The sequence below is a fragment of the Pseudomonas sp. ok266 genome, assembly GCF_900110195.1.
Lineage (GTDB): Bacteria > Pseudomonadota > Gammaproteobacteria > Pseudomonadales > Pseudomonadaceae > Aquipseudomonas > Aquipseudomonas neuropathica.
In genome coordinates this window covers 83533-99873 of record NZ_FOCU01000003.1, presented here as the reverse complement: position 1 = coordinate 99873, position 16341 = coordinate 83533, and the positions used below count along the sequence as shown (strand labels likewise).

At 57.8% G+C, this 16341-nt stretch carries 16 protein-coding genes and 2 pseudogenes; 11 read left to right on the top strand and 7 right to left on the bottom strand.

Features of this window, described 5'->3' with window-relative positions; translation table 11 throughout:
* The first annotated feature begins 2 nt into the window (after positions 1-2).
* Together BMY54_RS06285 and BMY54_RS06280 are read left to right on the top strand one after the other, a co-directional pair.
* On the top strand, positions 3-668 hold the full coding sequence (locus BMY54_RS06285; RefSeq protein ID WP_008082815.1) for a bifunctional 4-hydroxy-2-oxoglutarate aldolase/2-dehydro-3-deoxy-phosphogluconate aldolase: 666 nt from the start codon (positions 3-5) through the stop codon (positions 666-668).
* A gap of 172 nt (positions 669-840) precedes the next feature.
* Complete coding sequence (locus tag BMY54_RS06280; protein ID WP_093430460.1) at positions 841-1416, top strand: peptidase associated/transthyretin-like domain-containing protein; 576 nt, start codon at positions 841-843, stop codon at positions 1414-1416.
* Here BMY54_RS06280 and BMY54_RS06275 read toward each other — a convergent pair.
* Both BMY54_RS06275 and BMY54_RS06270 read right to left on the bottom strand, forming a co-directional pair.
* Entirely contained in the window at positions 1413-2594 is a 1182-nt protein-coding gene (locus BMY54_RS06275) for an aminotransferase class V-fold PLP-dependent enzyme (protein WP_093430459.1), read from the bottom strand. The genes BMY54_RS06280 and BMY54_RS06275 overlap by 4 nt on opposite strands.
* 29 nt (positions 2595-2623) lie before the next feature.
* Positions 2624-2860, bottom strand: coding sequence for a DUF3820 family protein (locus BMY54_RS06270; protein ID WP_003227425.1), 237 nt, complete (start codon positions 2858-2860; stop codon positions 2624-2626).
* A 205-nt stretch (positions 2861-3065) separates the two neighbouring features.
* Here BMY54_RS06270 and BMY54_RS06265 point away from each other — a divergent pair, with 205 nt between their 5' ends.
* Positions 3066-3533, top strand: coding sequence for a ferritin-like domain-containing protein (locus tag BMY54_RS06265; RefSeq protein WP_016983691.1), 468 nt, complete (start codon positions 3066-3068; stop codon positions 3531-3533).
* Positions 3534-3796: 263 nt separating this feature from the next.
* Here the strand turns inward: BMY54_RS06265 and BMY54_RS06260 are convergent, their stop codons facing one another.
* On the bottom strand, positions 3797-4267 hold the full coding sequence (locus tag BMY54_RS06260; RefSeq protein ID WP_093099066.1) for a MaoC family dehydratase: 471 nt from the start codon (positions 4265-4267) through the stop codon (positions 3797-3799).
* Positions 4268-4309: 42 nt separating this feature from the next.
* Complete coding sequence (locus tag BMY54_RS06255; RefSeq protein ID WP_093430458.1) at positions 4310-5254, bottom strand: alpha/beta hydrolase; 945 nt, start codon at positions 5252-5254, stop codon at positions 4310-4312.
* 199 nt (positions 5255-5453) lie between these two features.
* Between BMY54_RS06255 and fadD2 the strand changes: the two genes are divergently transcribed.
* Together fadD2 and fadD1 are read left to right on the top strand one after the other, a co-directional pair.
* Complete coding sequence (gene fadD2 / locus BMY54_RS06250; RefSeq protein WP_093430457.1) at positions 5454-7142, top strand: long-chain-fatty-acid--CoA ligase FadD2; 1689 nt, start codon at positions 5454-5456, stop codon at positions 7140-7142.
* Between the two features lie 356 nt (positions 7143-7498).
* On the top strand, positions 7499-9196 hold the full coding sequence (gene fadD1 / locus BMY54_RS06245) for a long-chain-fatty-acid--CoA ligase FadD1 (protein WP_093430456.1): 1698 nt from the start codon (positions 7499-7501) through the stop codon (positions 9194-9196).
* A 129-nt stretch (positions 9197-9325) separates the two neighbouring features.
* On the opposite strand, the gene BMY54_RS06240 is transcribed toward fadD1, so the two are convergent.
* A protein-coding gene (locus tag BMY54_RS06240) for an IS3 family transposase (protein WP_256573818.1) occupies positions 9326-10539 on the bottom strand; the annotation gives its coding sequence in 2 pieces (ribosomal slippage) (positions 9326-10287 and positions 10287-10539; 1215 coding nt in all).
* Between the two features lie 432 nt (positions 10540-10971).
* Positions 10972-11349, bottom strand: coding sequence for a hypothetical protein (locus BMY54_RS06235; protein WP_007917843.1), 378 nt, complete (start codon positions 11347-11349; stop codon positions 10972-10974).
* 197 nt (positions 11350-11546) lie between these two features.
* Between BMY54_RS06235 and BMY54_RS06230 the strand changes: the two genes are divergently transcribed.
* From BMY54_RS06230 to def, 3 genes are all read left to right on the top strand, one after another.
* On the top strand, positions 11547-11738 hold the full coding sequence (locus BMY54_RS06230; protein WP_093430455.1) for a CsbD family protein: 192 nt from the start codon (positions 11547-11549) through the stop codon (positions 11736-11738).
* Between the two features lie 164 nt (positions 11739-11902).
* Positions 11903-12853: a YihY/virulence factor BrkB family protein gene (locus BMY54_RS06225; RefSeq protein ID WP_007917840.1), complete on the top strand. Its 951-nt coding sequence runs from the start codon at positions 11903-11905 to the stop codon at positions 12851-12853.
* Between the two features lie 2 nt (positions 12854-12855).
* On the top strand, positions 12856-13395 hold the full coding sequence (gene def / locus BMY54_RS06220; protein ID WP_093430454.1) for a peptide deformylase: 540 nt from the start codon (positions 12856-12858) through the stop codon (positions 13393-13395).
* A gap of 120 nt (positions 13396-13515) precedes the next feature.
* Here the strand turns inward: def and BMY54_RS06215 are convergent, their stop codons facing one another.
* Positions 13516-13932, bottom strand: a complete 417-nt coding sequence (locus BMY54_RS06215; protein ID WP_093430453.1) for a GNAT family N-acetyltransferase — start codon at positions 13930-13932, stop codon at positions 13516-13518.
* A gap of 325 nt (positions 13933-14257) precedes the next feature.
* On the opposite strand from BMY54_RS06215, the pseudogene BMY54_RS06210 reads away from it, so the two are divergent.
* The 3 genes and pseudogenes from BMY54_RS06210 to BMY54_RS31240 form a co-directional block, all read left to right on the top strand.
* Positions 14258-14443: pseudogene (locus tag BMY54_RS06210) on the top strand (fatty acid desaturase); the annotation flags it as partial.
* 553 nt (positions 14444-14996) lie between these two features.
* Positions 14997-15773 (top strand): annotated as a pseudogene (locus BMY54_RS31245) (PAS domain-containing protein); the annotation flags it as partial.
* Between the two features lie 3 nt (positions 15774-15776).
* Complete coding sequence (locus BMY54_RS31240; RefSeq protein ID WP_256573831.1) at positions 15777-16316, top strand: methyl-accepting chemotaxis protein; 540 nt, start codon at positions 15777-15779, stop codon at positions 16314-16316.
* Positions 16317-16341 lie beyond the last annotated feature (25 nt).

Here is a 16341-nt window from a genome sequence, read left to right as displayed (position 1 = left end):
CTATGACAACCCCATCCCCGACCGTTTCCATGGCGGACAAAGTTGCCCTGATCGATAGCCTCTGCGCCAAGGCGCGGATCCTGCCGGTGATCACCATCGCTCGCGAACAGGACGTGCTGCCACTGGCTGACGCTCTGGCTGCCGGTGGCCTCACCGCGCTGGAAGTGACCCTGCGTTCGCAGTTTGGCCTCAAGGCCATCCAGATCCTGCGCGACCAGCGTCCGGAATTGATGACCGGTGCCGGCACCGTGCTCGATCGCAACATGCTCGCGGCTGCCGAAGCCGCTGGCTCGCAGTTCATCGTCACCCCAGGCATCACCCGTGACCTGCTCGAAGCCAGTGTCGACAGCCCGATTCCGCTGTTGCCGGGCATCAGCAACGCCTCCGGCATCATGGAAGGCTACGGTCTGGGTTATCGCCGCTTCAAGCTGTTCCCGGCTGAAGTCAGCGGTGGCGTGGCGGCAATCAAAGCCCTCGGCGGTCCGTTCGGCGAAGTGAAATTCTGCCCGACTGGCGGCGTCGGCCCGGCCAACATCAAGAGCTACATGGCGCTGAAAAACGTCATGTGCGTGGGCGGTAGCTGGATGCTTGATCCGGAGTGGATTAAGAACGGCGACTGGGCCCGTATTCAGGAATGCACCGCTGAGGCACTGGCGCTGCTGGACTGATTGTTACCAGACACTTCGTTGTGTGTTCTACGGCTTTACGGTGCGCTTGGTCGGTGCACCGTTTTTTTTTGCCTTGAAGAAAGTGTCAGGACATCACGCGATACATAGTTACCGCACAGCCGCGTTTGCGTGGCGCTAATCTGCGTTCATCTTACGGAAGAGAGAACGCCTCATGGACGACCATCAATCTTTAGCTTTATCAGACAACGCTCTGCACCCACGGCAGTTGCCCGTGGTTGGCAGTTTCGATTGGCACAACAGCCAGGGCAAGGTGCGCAACATCAGCGCGGGCATCGAAGGCTTGCCTCTTCTATTGCGGCTGGCCCTGGTCGATGCCATGACCGGCGAGCCGGTCAGTGGCGCCGTGGTCCGCATCGAGCAGCACATTGGCACCGACACACTGTGCGGCAGTCAGTCGACCGACAGTAAAGGCATCGTTCGTTTCACCAGCCTTTATCCGGATCGGCAAGCTGCCTTTTCATGCATCGCTCTGAGCGTCGCCATCGCCAATGACGATCAACAGCCGCAGCTGTACCAAGAGGCCTGGGCGGGGCGCCTGCATCTGCCCTGTGCCTGCAATTGCACAGCCACTGATAACGATGCCGTTCGGCTGGCGTTGCGGCCGATCACAGACGATGGCCCGGAGGACGGCTACTTCGGCAACCTGACGATCGGCGTCGACACCTTTGCACTGTCATCGCAGATCGGCGTGGCGGGCTATGACAAATACCTGATCACGGTGTTTTAGCGCAGCTCGTTCAGCGCCCGCACCAGTAACTGCATGTCGGCAGCGGTGGTGGTCAGCCCCGGTGTAATGCGGATGCTCGGCCCGCTGGCTGCGCCATGGCGCACCACGGTGAACAGGTTGTAGTCGTTGAGCAGATGTTCGGCCATCGCCTGTTGATCGTCGTGCCGAGTGAAGCGCATGGATGTGATGCCGCAATACAGCCGAGGGTCGTCTGGCGTCATCACTTCGATGCCCGGCAAGTGCCGCACCGCGCTGACCCAGAGGTTGCGCAGATAATTGAGGCGAGCACCTTTGGCCGGAGCGCCGCCGAGGGAACGGTGCTCTTCGAACACCAGCGGCAAAGTCATCAGCGCCGGAATGTTGGGCGTGCTGTACGAAGTGCGCGCACGGATGTCATTGCCCGGGTAATGCATTTCGCCCATGTCCGGATCAATGTCGGCCAGGCGGTGTGGCGCGATATAGAGGAAGCCGAGGGTGAGCGGTGCGCCGATCCATTTGTGCAGGTTGTATCCGGCGAAAGCGATGCCGAGGGCATCAAGATCGAACTCGATCTGACCGAGTGCATGGGCGCCGTCGAGGATGACATCGACGCCATGCTCTTTGGCCAGCGCGGCGATGGCTTGCACTGGCATGACCAGACCGGTGCGGTGAGTGACGTGAGTCAGGGCCATCAGCTTGATTTGCGGATGACCGACGAAGGCTTCGCGGTAAGTCTCCACCAGGCTGTCGTAGCTCGCCGGGTGCGCGTGAGCAATCTCGATCACCTCGGCGCCGCGCTGCCTGGCGAGCCAGCGCATGGCGCCTTTGACCGTGTCGTATTCCAGATCGCTGATCAGCACCTGATCGCCCGGTTGCAAGCGGTTGTAGTTGCGAATCAGCGACTGCAGACCTTCGGTGGCATTGCGGGTGAACGCCACACTCTGCGCACGCACGCCAATCAACTCGGCCAGTTGTGCGCGGATATCGAGGTTGTCGTGCTGCTCGAAACGCTGGCGCACGTACACCGAATTGCTGGTGTTGATCAGCTCGATGTTGCGCTGGTATTCCTCGATCACCGTGCGCGACATGCGCCCGAAATAACCGTTTTCCAGGTTCACGGGACCGGGTTGAACGTCGTAGCGATCGGCGAACGTTCGCCAAAAGGCTTCGTCACGGGCGCGGCGGGTGTTATCGGGCATGGTCGGCTGACTCTAGAGAGGAGGGCGCTTCAGTGGCGCGGGGCAGGTTTGCCGTGTTTGGCGCGCAGCGGTTCGAGCAGGTCCGAGAGGCCGTTATGGTCGATCTCCTGCATCAGCGCGAGCAAGCCACCGAGTTCGCCGTGAGGGAAACCTTCGCGGGCAAACCAGTTCAGGTATGGGCCTGGCAGGTCGGCAATGATCCGGCCCTTGTACTTGCCGAAGGGCATTTCGCGGGTGATCAGCAGTTCGAGTTTTTCGGGATTCATCAGTGAGATCGTCTGGCTTCAAATCAGCTTGGAAAATACAGGCATTCTGCATGCAGGCCAAATGACAGATCATGCAAATAACCGTGATGCAGATAGTTCACTTATCTTTAACTGGCTGATTTATAAGTGTTTTTTAAAAATAAAAAAGCTGGCATGCACACTGCAATATCCCTTGCATCTTCAACCAATCGCAAGGAATTGAAAAATGACCGACATGAATAAAGAAGCCATCTCTGTACTCAATGACCTGATTGAAACCAGCAAGGACGGTCAGGAAGGGTTCAAGACTTGCGCTGAAGACATCAAGCACCCAGAACTGAAAACCCTGTTTGTAACTCGCTCCGCTGATTGCGCCACCGCTGCAGCAGAACTGCAAGCCGAAGTTCGCAAGCTGGGCGGCGATCCGGAAACTTCCACCAGCGTCAGCGGTGACCTGCACCGTCGCTGGGTCGACGTCAAAGCCATGTTCACCGGCAAAGACGAAGAGGCTGTGCTGAACGAAGCAGAGCGCGGTGAAGACCATGCGCTGAAGGCTTACAAAGAAGCCCTCGAGAAAATCAGCAAGCATAATCTGGTGGGTATTCGTGATCTGGTTGAACGCCAATACCACGGCGTACAACGCAACCACGACCAGGTGAAAGCCCTGCGTAACCAGGCTCGCGCTCGTTCGTAAGCGTTTGCCGGTTATAAAAAACGCCAGCTAGTCTGGCGTTTTTTTGTGTCTGGGGGAAAGCCAAAGCAAGAGCCCCTCACCCTAGCCCTCTCCCGGAGGGAGAGGGAACTGATCGTGGTGTTCTTTCGAGGTACGCCGACCTGAAATATCCAGTCGAACTCAAGATCTGAAAACCACGGAGATCGGCTCCCTTTCCCCCTCGCCCCTCTGGGGGGAGAGGGCTGGGGTGAGGGGGAAGCTCTCACTGACACCCCACCAATCAATCAGCCAATGCTGATCGGCGGCAAAGTCGGCAACGTCACCGTCTGCTGCTTACGCGGCGCCAGAATCTCAGCCTCGCCATCCACCACCAGCTCATCACGCTGGTTGAATACACGAGTGGCAATGCGCACGCGAAACTTCGGCAGCTTCTCGAGAATTTCCAGGCGCACGGTCAGCGTGTCACCGATCTTCACCGGTTTCTGAAAGCTCATCTGCTGACCGATATAAATAGTGCCCGGCCCAGGCAGCTCGCAGGCAACGGCGGCACTGATCAGCGCGCCACTGAACATACCGTGGGCGATACGCTCCTTGAACATGCTGGCGGCAGCGAACTCGGCGTCCAGGTGCACCGGGTTGTGGTCGCCCGACATCGCGGCGAACAGCTGGATGTCGCGCTCTTCGACGGTCTTGCTGTAGCTGGCGGTCTGGCCGACTTCGAGGGCTTCGTAAGGGATGTTGGTAACCTGGGTCATCGGTCTCGATTCCTGTGACGGATTCAGTGAATCCACAAAAAATTATTCGCTGCGATGAGGGCGCGGATGGCTCAAGGCCTGATCGATCCAGGCCAGCACATCAGCGATCACTTCGTCGCGGTTGGTTTCGTTGAACAATTCGTGCCGTGCCTGCGGGTAGATCTTCAGTTGCAGGTGCTGGCTGCCGGCGGTGCGCAAGGCATTGGCCAGATCTGTCAGACGCTTGCCTTCACTCACCGGATCACATTCGCCGCCGATTACCAGCAGTGGCAGGCCCGGGTCGATCTGCGCGAGATTGGACGCTTTGCTGATCTGCTGCAAGCCGCCGAGCAGGTCGATCCACAGTTGATTGGTGCAGCGAAAGCCACACAGTGGGTCGTTGGCGTACAGGTCGACCTCGGCCGGGTCGCGGCTCAGCCAGTCGAACGGTGTGCGCGCCGGTTTGAACTTGTTATTGAACGAGCCGAACGACAGCCACTCGATCAGCGCACTGCGACCCTTGCCACCCTGACGCAGTTTTTCCAGGCGAGCGATCTGCCGCGCAGCGCGGTACAGCGCAACGGGCTGAAAGTTGGAACCACTGAGAATCGCTCCATGCAGGCTGGCGCTGTGATGCAGCAAATAACCTTGGGCGATATAGCTGCCCATGCTGTGTCCCAGCAGGATGATCGGCACGCCGGGGTGCTGCTGGCCGATGTGCTGATTGAGGCTGGCCAGATCGCCGAGCACTTTGCACCAGCCGTCGTTATCGGCGAAGTGGCCGAGGGTACCGTGATTGGCGGTTTTGCCATGTCCGCGTAAATCCGGCGCGTACACGCCATATCCTTTGTCGCAAAACGTGTCGGCCAGTCGCGCGTAGCGGCCGCTGTGTTCGGCCATGCCATGGGCCAGCAGGATTACCGCTTTCAACGGCGCCGCCGGCAGCCATTGATTGACGAACAGGCGGCTGCGGTCACTCGCGTCCAGCCATAGGGTGTCGTGGATCATGGCGATTCCTTTGCTCAGAGTCGGATCATTGTATAGCGCGTCTGATCAGCTCACGCCACGGCAGGAAGATTCACACGATCAATGACGGCTTTGGCCATATTTGCCTCAATGGCCATAACTGCTAGTGTCCGTGAAGCTCCGCTTTTTCAGAAATGACAGAAAGCGGCCCGGATCGGCTCAGGTAAAGAGGACAAGAACAATGCAACCTGATTTCTGGAACGACAAACGCCCGGCCGGCGTACCGCTGGACATCGACATGGGCGAGTTCAAGTCGGTGATCGAGGTGTTCGAGCGTTCCTGCAAGAAGTTCGCTGATCGCCCGGCGTTCAGCAATATGGGGATCACCCTGACTTACGCTGAACTTGAGCGGCAGAGCGCCGCCTTCGCCGGTTACCTGCAGGCGCATACCGATCTGGCTCCGGGGGATCGCATCGCCGTGCAGATGCCCAACATCCTGCATTACCCGATTGCCGTGTTCGGTGCACTGCGTGCCGGGCTGATCGTGGTCAACACCAATCCGCTGTATACCGCACGGGAGATGCGCCACCAGTTCAAGGATTCCGGCGCGCGGGCGCTGGTGTACCTGAACATGTTCGGCCAGAAGGTCCAGGAAGTGCTGGCCGATACCGACATTCAGTACCTGATCGAAGCGAAGATGGGCGACCTGATGCCCACCGCCAAGGGCTGGCTGGTCAACACCGTGGTCAGCAAAGTGAAGAAAATGGTCCCGGCGTATTCGTTGCCGCAGGCGATCTCCTTCAAAAGCGCACTGCGCATGGGCCGTGGCCTGGGGATCAAGCCGCTGAAGGTCAGCCTCGACGACATCGCCGTGCTGCAATACACCGGTGGCACCACCGGGCTGGCGAAAGGCGCGATGCTCACCCACGGCAATCTGGTGGCGAACATGCAGCAAGTGCGCGCCTGTCTCGCGCAACTCGGCCCGGACGGTCAGCCGCTGCTGCGCGAAGGCCAGGAAGTGATGATCGCACCGCTGCCGCTGTATCACATCTATGCCTTCACCGCGAACTGCATGTGCATGATGGTTTCCGGCAACCACAACGTGCTGATCACCAACCCGCGCGATATTGCCGGCTTCATCAAGGAGCTGAAGAACTGGCGCTTCTCCGCGCTGTTGGGCCTGAACACCTTGTTCGTGGCGCTGATGGATCACCCGGATTTCAAGACCCTCGATTTCTCCAGCCTGAAGCTCACCAACTCCGGCGGTACCGCGCTGGTCAAAGCCACCGCCGAGCGCTGGGAACAGATGACCGGTTGCCGCATCACCGAGGGTTACGGCCTGACCGAAACCTCACCAGTGGCCTGCACCAACCCGTACGGCGACCAGTCGCGGCTGGGCACGGTCGGCTTGCCGGTGCCGGGCACCTTGCTCAAAGTCATCAACGATGACGGTGTCGAACAGCCGATGGGCGAGCGCGGCGAGTTGTGCATCAAGGGCCCGCAGATCATGAAAGGTTATTGGCACAAGCCTGAAGCCACTGCCGAAGTGCTGGATGCCGAGGGCTGGTTCAAGTCCGGTGACATCGCGGTGATCGATCCGGACGGTTTCGTGCGCATCGTCGATCGCAAGAAGGACATGATCATCGTCTCCGGTTTCAACGTTTATCCGAATGAAATCGAAGATGTGGTCATGGCCCATCCGAAAGTCGCCAACTGCGCGGTGATCGGCGTACCGGACGAGCGTTCGGGCGAGGCGGTGAAGCTGTTTGTGGTGGCGCGGGAAACCGGGGTCAGCCTCGAAGAGCTCAAGGCCTACTGCAAAGAGAATTTCACCGCGTACAAAGTGCCGAAACACATTGTGTTGCGTGAGTCATTGCCGATGACGCCTGTCGGGAAAATTCTGCGGCGTGAGTTGCGCGATATCGCGTAGCCCTTAACCGCTGCGCTTCGCGCATTCGCGAGCAGGCTCGCTCCCACAGGGAAAGATGTGATCCTCGTGGGAGCGAGCTTGCTCGCGAATTTTTTTGGCCGATGTCCCCGAAAACCGGGGCTTCAAAGGTGTTCTAGGATTTTTGCTCTAAAATGACTGCTAGATAGTCTTGAGTCATGATAATGACTGTAGGGGCCGCTTTTGGCTCTAGTCGACCCTTGGCAAAGCTGCTACTCTCGGCGCGCTTTGTGACTTCTCGGCCTATGTAAAAGCCAGATTCACCAATACCAAACACACACCAATAATAATCGCATCAAATGCGGTGAAGAATTCGCGTTGCTGAGGAGTGGGCTTCCATGATCGAAGACTTTTGGAAGGATAAATACCCGGCTGGAATTGCTGCCGACATCAATCCGGACGAGTATCCGAACATTCAGGCAGTGTTGAAGCAATCCTGCCAACGCTTCGCCAACAAACCGGCTTTCAGCAACCTGGGCAAGACAATCACTTACGGTGAATTGTACGAATTGTCCGGTGCGTTTGCCGCGTATCTGCAACAGCATACCGATTTGCAGCCCGGCGATCGAATCGCCGTGCAACTGCCCAACGTTCTGCAGTACCCGGTGGCCGTCTTCGGTGCGATTCGCGCCGGGCTGATCGTGGTCAACACCAACCCGCTGTACACCGCGCGGGAAATGGAACACCAATTCAACGACTCCGGCGCCAAAGCCCTTGTTTGCCTGGCGAACATGGCGCATCTGGCTGAAACCGTGGTGCCGAAAACTGGCGTCAAACACGTCATCGTCACCGAAGTCGCCGACCTGCTGCCACCGATCAAGCGCCTGCTGATCAACAGCGTCATCAAGTACGTGAAGAAAATGGTCCCGGCCTATCACTTGCCCAAAGCCGTCAAGTTCAATGACGTGCTGAGCAAGGGCCAAGGCCAACCGGTGGCCGAAGCCAATCCCGACAGCGGCGACGTTGCGGTGCTGCAATACACCGGCGGCACCACCGGCGTGGCCAAAGGCGCGATGCTGACCCATCGCAACCTCGTCGCCAACATGCTGCAGTGCAAGGCGCTGATGGGTTCCAACCTCAACGAAGGTTGCGAGATCCTGATCACGCCGCTACCGCTGTACCACATCTATGCGTTCACCTTTCATTGCATGGCGATGATGCTGATCGGCAACCACAACATCCTCATCAGCAACCCGCGCGACCTGCCGGCGATGGTCAAGGAACTGTCGAAGTGGAAGTTCAGCGGTTTCGTCGGCCTCAATACGCTGTTCGTCGCGCTGTGCAACAACGAAGGTTTCCGCAAGCTGGATTTCTCGGCGCTGAAAGTTACGTTGTCCGGCGGCATGGCCTTGCAACTGGCCGCTGCCGAGCGCTGGAAAGCGGTCACCGGTTGCGCGATCTGCGAAGGTTACGGCATGACCGAAACCAGCCCGGTGGCCACGGTCAACCCGATCCAGAACATCCAGATCGGCACCATCGGTATTCCGGTGCCATCGACCCTGTGTAAAGTCATCGATGATGCCGGTGTCGAGCAGCCGCTGGGTGAAATCGGCGAACTGTGCGTCAAGGGCCCGCAAGTGATGAAAGGCTACTGGCAGCGTCAGGAAGCCACCGATGAAATGCTCGACAGCGAAGGCTGGCTGAAGACCGGTGACATCGCGCTGATCCAGCCGGACGGCTACATGCGCATCGTTGATCGCAAGAAAGACATGATTCTGGTCTCCGGTTTCAACGTCTACCCGAACGAACTGGAAGACGTGTTGGCGACCCTGCCGGGTGTGTTGCAGTGCGCGGCCATCGGCGTGCCGGACGAGAAGTCGGGCGAGGCGATCAAGATTTTCATCGTCGCCAAACCGGGTGTCACGCTGACCAAGGAAACCGTGATGGAGCACATGCGCGCCAACGTCACGGGTTACAAGGTGCCGCGTTCGGTGGAGTTCCGCGATGCGTTGCCGACCACCAACGTCGGCAAGATCCTGCGCCGCGAGTTGCGTGATGAAGAGCTGAAGAAGATCAAGGCCAGGTCCGCCGCCTAAAACACCAAGCCCCGCAGATGCGGGGCTTTTTGTTGGGTGCGGGGCAGGGCTTGGATTTCGCGTTGAGCCTACCCCTCACCTGATCTGGTCAAACGATACTGGACACGGTTATAGGGTTTAGGTCATTTCTCATGCTGCCAAGGCTGCCAAGGCTGCCAAGGCTGCCAAGGCTGCCAAGGCTGCCAAGGCTGCCAAGGCTGCCAAGGCTGCCAAGGCTTCCATTGCTACCGGAGTCCGATATCCGTTGTGACTGTGCAGCCTGATCCGGTTGTAATAATGGGTCAGGTAGCGCAACACATCGGTACTGGCCTCGTCTTCGTTTCGATAGCCAGCCTTGGGTATCCATTCAGATTTCAAACTGCCAAAAAAACGCTCCATCGGGGCGTTATCCCAGCAGTTTCCTCGTCGACTCATGCTTTGTTTTATGCGCATGTCCGCCAGCGTTTCACGAAACACTTTACTGCTGTAATGACAGCCCTGATCCGAATGGAACATTAAGTTTTCAGGGCGTCCTCGCGACTCGAAAGCCATCTTTAACGCTCGACAGGTCAGAGCGGAATCCGGACTTCTGGACATCGCCCAGCCGACGATGCGTCGGGCATGCAGGTCTAGTACCGCAGCCAGATAAACCCAGTAAGTACCGGCCCAAATGTAAGTCACGTCGCCACACCACACTTGATTGGGTGCCTCAACGTTGAATTTACGCTCCAGATGATTGGGGGCGTATTGAGCCTCCGCGCCGCTAGGTTTGTAACGATGCCTGCGCCGTTGCTGGCTCTTCAATCCGATCTCGCGCATCAGGCTGCGAGCCATGTAACGACCTACTGACTCCTTTTCGTTACACAACGCCTTTGACAGGCTGCGCGCGCCCATTGAGCCGCGACTTTGCTCATGTAATTCAGCAGCCTTGATCTTTAGGCGATCGCGCTCGACATTCACTTTTGTCCGCTGTTTCAGACGCTCGTAATAACTGCTGCGGCTAATACCAAATACGCCACACAACTCGGATCTTGGATATTGCTCGCTTAACTCCTCGACCAGCCTTACCGATCGAGGGAATCCGACATCAAGAGAGCTGTAGCCTTTTTTAAAATTTCCTTCTCGCGCTCAATCCGTCGAATTGTTGCTTCCAGTTCCTGGATGCGTTGTTGGTCAACGGTCATGGCCTTGGACTTCTCAGGCGTCTTGCCGCTGCGCTCCGCACGCAGTTGCTCAACCCAGCGGCGCAGAGCTGTAGGGCCCACGCCCATTGCTTCGCAGGCTTCACTCACCGAATAGTCTTTATCCAAAACCAGGCAAGCCGCATCCCGTTTGAAATCCGTCGAAAAATATCGTCTGGTCAAATCACACCTCGTCGTTGGGCGTAGATTAACGCCCTTTAGGGGTGTCCAGAATCATTAAGCCAGATCAACCCCAGCCCTCTCCCGAGGGAGAGGGAGCCGAACGGGGGCTGTTCAGAACCTGAGTTCGACTCGATATCTCAAGTCGGGCGTACCTCGTCCAGACACTTCGGTCAGTCCGTCACCCAAGGAGAAAGGGAGCAGATCTTCACGCTGTTCAGAACCCGAATTCGACTCGATATCTCAGGTCGGTGTAGCTCATCCAGACACCTCGGTCAGTTCCCTCTCCCAATGGGTAAGGGAGCAGATCTTCATGCTGTTCAGAACCTGAGTTCGACTCGATATCTCAGGTCGGTGCAGCTCATCCAGACACCTCGGTCAGTTCCCTCTCCCTTGGGAGAGGGCTAGGGTGAGGGGAAGGGGGCTGCACAAATCCTACTGACGAAACGGCGCGAAATTCACGTTAGTCCCCGCCGGACGCATGTCCTGCAGATACGAATCCTTGTCCGCACTCAGTTCCAGGCTCAACGCCGCCTTGCGCTTGCCTTCGTTGCGAATCACCAGCCCCTCCAGCTTTTCACGCAGAAATACCGTCGGCACTTTCAGGTGCAGCAATTCGTCTGTGGCCGGCGTGTGCATCAGCAGGTGAATCCACTCGTACTGACCGATGGCCAGACGCGACACCGGCAGGTCGAACCACCAGATGTTGCGGTTACGGTTCAGTTCGGCGAAGTGGCAGTTGTTGGTGCCGAGCACGGCGCCGCCCAGTTCCTTGTTGCGACGGGCAATGGCCTGCGTTTTATCGAGTTTCATAACATTCCTGCGGGATCGGTTCCTGGCGCTTGACGCCCATATGTTGCGCATTCTCGGGGCTACGCACGCAAACATAAAGCCCAACCTGCACGCCGCGACGAAATGAGCCGCTGAAAATAAATGAAACTTGGCGCAAACCCGGCCAGTCAATCATTACGTACTGACTTTTCCCCCTAATTGCACCAAGGAGAAACACCATGAGTAGCACAGGCGATAAAGTAAAAGGCATGGCCAACGAAGCAGTCGGCAACATCAAGCAAGGCGTCGGCAAAGCCACCGACAACACCAAGCTGCAAGCCGAAGGCAAGATTCAAGAGAAAAAAGGTGAGGCCCAGCAAGCGGTCGGCAAAGCCAAGGACGCGGTCAAAAAAGGCGTCGACAAGGCGTAATTCAGCCTTGAACGAAATACATGAACGGCCATCCAAGGATGGCCGTTTTTGTGTCAAAAGCCTGCAGCAACCCGACGAGGTTCGCCAAACAGGCTACCGTGATGTAAAAAACGGCCCCTGAGTCGCCACGACTTCAACCTGTATTGCGGCGAAAGGAGACGCGAATGATTTTTCCGGACATGAAAGGTCTGCCCCTGCACCGGGTGATGGTGCGCACGGTCACTGAATTCGTCGACGACGAGATGTCGACCTATGCCTCGGCACTGGCCTACCAGATGCTGTTCTCGCTGTTCCCGTTCATTCTGTTCCTGATCGCCCTGATCGGTTTCCTGCACCTGCCGGACTTTTTCTCCTGGCTGCGCCTGCAATCGGAACTGGTCCTGCCACCGCAGGCGCTGGAGCAGGTCAACCCGGTGATCGACCAGTTACAGCAGTCAAAGGGTGGCCTGCTTTCCGTCGGTATCGTTATCGCCCTGTACACCGCCTCCGCGGGCGTGCGCTTGATGATGAGCGCGATGAACGCCGCGTATGACGTGGTCGAAGGCCGGCCGATCTGGAAGCGTTTTCCGCTGTCGATTGTCTACACCGTCGGCATTGCCGGCATGCTCCTGGTGGCCGCTGCGCTGATGGTGCTCGGGCCGCAGGTGATGGGCTGGATCGCCGCGCAGGTGGGGCTGGAAGACTTCATCGTCACCGTGTGGACCATCGCGCGTTGGCCGGTGATCGTGATTCTGATGATGGTCGCGGTGGCACTGATCTACTACGTCATGCCTGACGTCAAACAGGAATTCCGCTTCATCACCCCCGGTTCGGTATTGGCCGTGGTGGTGTGGATCATCGCCTCGTTGGGTTTCGCCTTCTACGTGAAGACCTTCGCCAACTACAACGCGATGTATGGCAGCATCGGGGCGATCATCGTGCTGTTGCTGTACTTCTACATTTCCGCTGCGGTGCTGTTGCTCGGCGCCGAGATGAATGCGGTGATCGAGCACATGTCCAGCGAGGGCAAGGATGCGGGTGAGAAAGTCCCCGGCGAACTCGATGAACATCCCAAACAACACGTCTCGGGCCTGGGCCGCGATCATTCGCTCAAGCCGGACACTGACGAAGTCTGATCATGATCCGTGAAATTCTGAAAATGGGCGACGAGCGCCTGCTGCGCATTGCCCCGCCCGTGCCGGTCGAGATGTTCGACAGCCCCGAGCTGTGGCAACTGATCGACGACATGTTCCAGACCATGGAAAGCGTCGGTGGCGTTGGCCTGGCGGCGCCGCAGATCGGTGTCGATCTGCAACTGGTGATCTTTGGTTTTGAACACAGCGAACGTTACCCGGACGCTGAAGCGGTGCCGCAGACGATCCTGATCAATCCGCTGATCACGCCGTTGAGTCCGTTGATGGAGGAGGGCTTCGAAGGGTGTCTGTCGGTGCCGGGTTTGCGTGGTGCGGTGGATCGTTATCAGCAGATTCGCTATGAAGGGTTTGATCCGAAGGGCGAGCCGATTGTGCGTATCGCGTCAGGTTTCCACGCACGGGTTGTGCAGCACGAATGCGATCACCTGATCGGCCGGTTGTACCCGTCGCGGATCACCGATTTCAGCAAGTTCGGTTTTACCGAAGTGATGTTCCCGGATCTTGATCCCACAGCTGACGATTGATCCCCGAGAACATCACGCCCCCCTGTAGGAGTGAGCCTGCTCGCGATAGCGGTCTGTCAGTGACATTTTCGGTGACTGACACACCGCTATCGCGAGCAGGCTCACTCCTACAGGGTTTTGTTAGGCGGAGGGGGCCAGCTCCATCGCAATCATCGGCTTGCTCCGCGCATACCGGCTCAAGCGCTCCGCCATCGCCTGGGGCAGGGCCGGGTCGAACGTGAACCCGCGTCGCTCATAAAAACCGCGCAAATCCGGATGGCAGAACAGCCACACCGGCTCGCTCACATCCTGCACCGCCGCTGCAATCAGCTTTGCGGCAACGCCCTGTTCACGACACCCCGGATCAACGAACAACCCGGTCAACCAATGCCCGCCGGACACTGGCCGCAAGCACAACGCGCCCACAATCTCTCCGCGCCGCGCCACCCATAACTGTGCCTCGCGAACCGCTTTCATCGAGGACTGGTGGCTGCGGTAAAACTTGTTCATCAACGGCCATAACGACTCGTCGAGCAGGCTGTATTGGGTGTCGGGCATGGGATCGGACTGTCGGCGTGAAAAGCGCCGATTATAAAAGAACGCACGGCTCTGGATAGGTGTATACCTGACCTTACATCCCCTGTGAGTGGAGTACGCATCATGTCCAAAGGTATGGATTCAAAGAAAGCCGCGAAGAAGAAACCGGCCAAGACCGCGATTGAAAAACGCGCGGAGAAGAAAGCCAAGAAAGTCGACATCTTCGGTCACTGATCACGCCTTTCGGGAGCCCGGTTCTCGGGCTCCTGCCTGCATCCGAAAATAATCTGCAAGATTGCACTGCGTCGTTGCACAGAAGGGGACGATCCCCGTTCCGAGCAACGCCATGCCCCATTACTTCGACGCCGCCCATCGTCAGCAGGTCGAAACCCTGCGCCAACGTTTCACCGCCCGTACCGAGTGGCCGACCTGGCTGTTGCTGATTGGCGTCTATGGCGGTTGGTTTGCCATTGTTCTCAATAGTCACTGGCTGGGCCGTGCCTTGAGCACCTTGGTGCTGATTCCGCTGTTGTTTTTTTAGTGCTGCAACTTTTGCCTTCGCGAGCAGGCTCGCTCCCACAGGAGAAACGCATCCCAATGTGGGAGCGAGCTTGCTCGCGAAAGCGTCCGCTCCGGCAGCATTTCTCCCCGCGCTGAACCGATTCTTGTGCAAAAAGTGCCAGATACTGGCCGACTAGTGGCCTTGCGCAGGTCTTTGCACTGGCTATGCTTCCCGTAACTAACTATGTCGACCGTCATGTCAAAACATGGCTGAAATGCAGGGTTAGTCCGTGAATTCATGCTGCCAGAGTGCGCAACCCAAGGCACCGACACTGAACCAACAAGGAGCGTCGCTTACATGGAAGTTCTTCAACGCGTTAGGGCTGGCCCGCGTGCGGGCTATCAAGAGAAGGATGTCTTGATTAGAGCGTCGCTGCATGGACGCTCCGATTGATCATCATTTATCACCTGACAACTTCCTCCCGTGGAGGAATGCGTGTGCCTGTTCTGTGGAACGTAGTGGTGGATCGTGAAAGAACTGAACTTTCATCAAATCAAAAGTCCGCGCGGAAGGTGATACAACCATGTTCAACCTACATCACAAGGCTGACCTGCAGGAAATCGAGCGCTTCAGCTGCGCCCTGACCGAGGCCAATGCGAAGTTGGCCGCGATCAGCCGTTCAATGGCAATGATCGAGTTCAGCCCTGACGGCATCGTTCTGGATGCCAATGAAAACTTCTGCAAGACCATGGGCTACAGCGCCGATGAAGTGCGTGGCAAACATCACCGGGTGTTTTGTGAAGAGGCTTTCTATCGCAGCGAGGAGTACGCCAAATTGTGGCGTGACCTGGCTCGCGGTGAGCCGATCAGCGGCACTTTCCTGCGCTTGAACAAGGCCGGCAGGGAAGTTTGGCTCGAAGCCAGTTACATGCCGGTGTATGGCCCGGACAAACAGGTCCAGAGCGTGATCAAAGTGGCCGCCGACATCACCGCCCGAGTGAATAAAGAACACGAAGAAGAAAGCATGCTGGCGGCGATCAGCCGCTCGATGGCGGTGATCGAGTTCACCCCGGAAGGTAATGTCATCGCCGCCAACGACAACTTTCTGAAGACCATGCAGTACTCGCTCAACGAAATCGTCGGCCATCATCACAGTCTGTTCTGCCATCGCGCCGAAGCCGAGTCCGCGCAGTACAAGGCATTCTGGGCCTCGCTCAACCGCGGCGAATATCACTCGCACCGTTTCGAGCGCAAGAACAAGTCGGGGCAGATGGTTTATCTCGAAGCTTCGTACAACCCGTTGTTCGACGCCAAGGGCCGCTTGTACAAAGTGGTCAAGTTCGCCAGCGACATCACCCATCAGATGACCACGCTGCAGAACGCTGCTGAATCGGCCCACAGCACCTCGGTACAAAACGACGCCTGCGCGCAAAAAGGCTCACAGGTCGTGCAGCAAACCGTGCAGATCATTCAGGACATCTCCCGCGACCTCAACGAAGCGGCGGCGAGTATCGATGCGGTGAGCAAGCAATCGGACATCATCGGCACCATCGTCCAGACCATTCGCGGCATTGCCGATCAGACCAACTTGCTGGCGCTCAATGCCGCCATTGAAGCGGCGCGGGCCGGTGAGCATGGGCGCGGTTTTGCGGTGGTTGCGGATGAGGTGCGCAGTCTGGCGGCGCGAACCAGTCAGGCAACCTTGGAAATTGTCGAGGTAGTGCGCAAGAACCATGATCTGTCACTGAGCGCGGTGTCGAGTATGCAGTCAAGCCTGAGTCGCACCGGGATAGGTGTGGAGCTGGCGAATGAAGCGGGGGAGGTAATTCTGGAGATTCAGCAGGGATCGCGGCATGTGGTGGATGCTATCAGTCAGTTCAATGAGACGTTGCAGTTGAATTGAAGATGCCAAGTAACAGCCCTTCGAA

Excerpts from the sequence above, each read along its gene's own strand:
- BMY54_RS06285 (WP_008082815.1), top strand. The coding sequence starts at position 3 with ATGACAACCCCATCCCCGACCGTTTCCATGGCGGACAAAGTTGCCCTG.
- BMY54_RS06280 (WP_093430460.1), top strand. The coding sequence starts at position 841 with ATGGACGACCATCAATCTTTAGCTTTATCAGACAACGCTCTGCACCCA.
- BMY54_RS06275 (WP_093430459.1), bottom strand. The coding sequence starts at position 2,594 with ATGCCCGATAACACCCGCCGCGCCCGTGACGAAGCCTTTTGGCGAACG.
- BMY54_RS06270 (WP_003227425.1), bottom strand. The coding sequence starts at position 2,860 with ATGAATCCCGAAAAACTCGAACTGCTGATCACCCGCGAAATGCCCTTC.
- BMY54_RS06265 (WP_016983691.1), top strand. The coding sequence starts at position 3,066 with ATGACCGACATGAATAAAGAAGCCATCTCTGTACTCAATGACCTGATT.
- BMY54_RS06260 (WP_093099066.1), bottom strand. The coding sequence starts at position 4,267 with ATGACCCAGGTTACCAACATCCCTTACGAAGCCCTCGAAGTCGGCCAG.
- BMY54_RS06255 (WP_093430458.1), bottom strand. The coding sequence starts at position 5,254 with ATGATCCACGACACCCTATGGCTGGACGCGAGTGACCGCAGCCGCCTG.
- fadD2 (WP_093430457.1), top strand. The coding sequence starts at position 5,454 with ATGCAACCTGATTTCTGGAACGACAAACGCCCGGCCGGCGTACCGCTG.
- fadD1 (WP_093430456.1), top strand. The coding sequence starts at position 7,499 with ATGATCGAAGACTTTTGGAAGGATAAATACCCGGCTGGAATTGCTGCC.
- BMY54_RS06235 (WP_007917843.1), bottom strand. The coding sequence starts at position 11,349 with ATGAAACTCGATAAAACGCAGGCCATTGCCCGTCGCAACAAGGAACTG.
- BMY54_RS06230 (WP_093430455.1), top strand. The coding sequence starts at position 11,547 with ATGAGTAGCACAGGCGATAAAGTAAAAGGCATGGCCAACGAAGCAGTC.
- BMY54_RS06225 (WP_007917840.1), top strand. The coding sequence starts at position 11,903 with ATGATTTTTCCGGACATGAAAGGTCTGCCCCTGCACCGGGTGATGGTG.
- def (WP_093430454.1), top strand. The coding sequence starts at position 12,856 with ATGATCCGTGAAATTCTGAAAATGGGCGACGAGCGCCTGCTGCGCATT.
- BMY54_RS06215 (WP_093430453.1), bottom strand. The coding sequence starts at position 13,932 with ATGCCCGACACCCAATACAGCCTGCTCGACGAGTCGTTATGGCCGTTG.
- BMY54_RS31240 (WP_256573831.1), top strand. The coding sequence starts at position 15,777 with ATGACCACGCTGCAGAACGCTGCTGAATCGGCCCACAGCACCTCGGTA.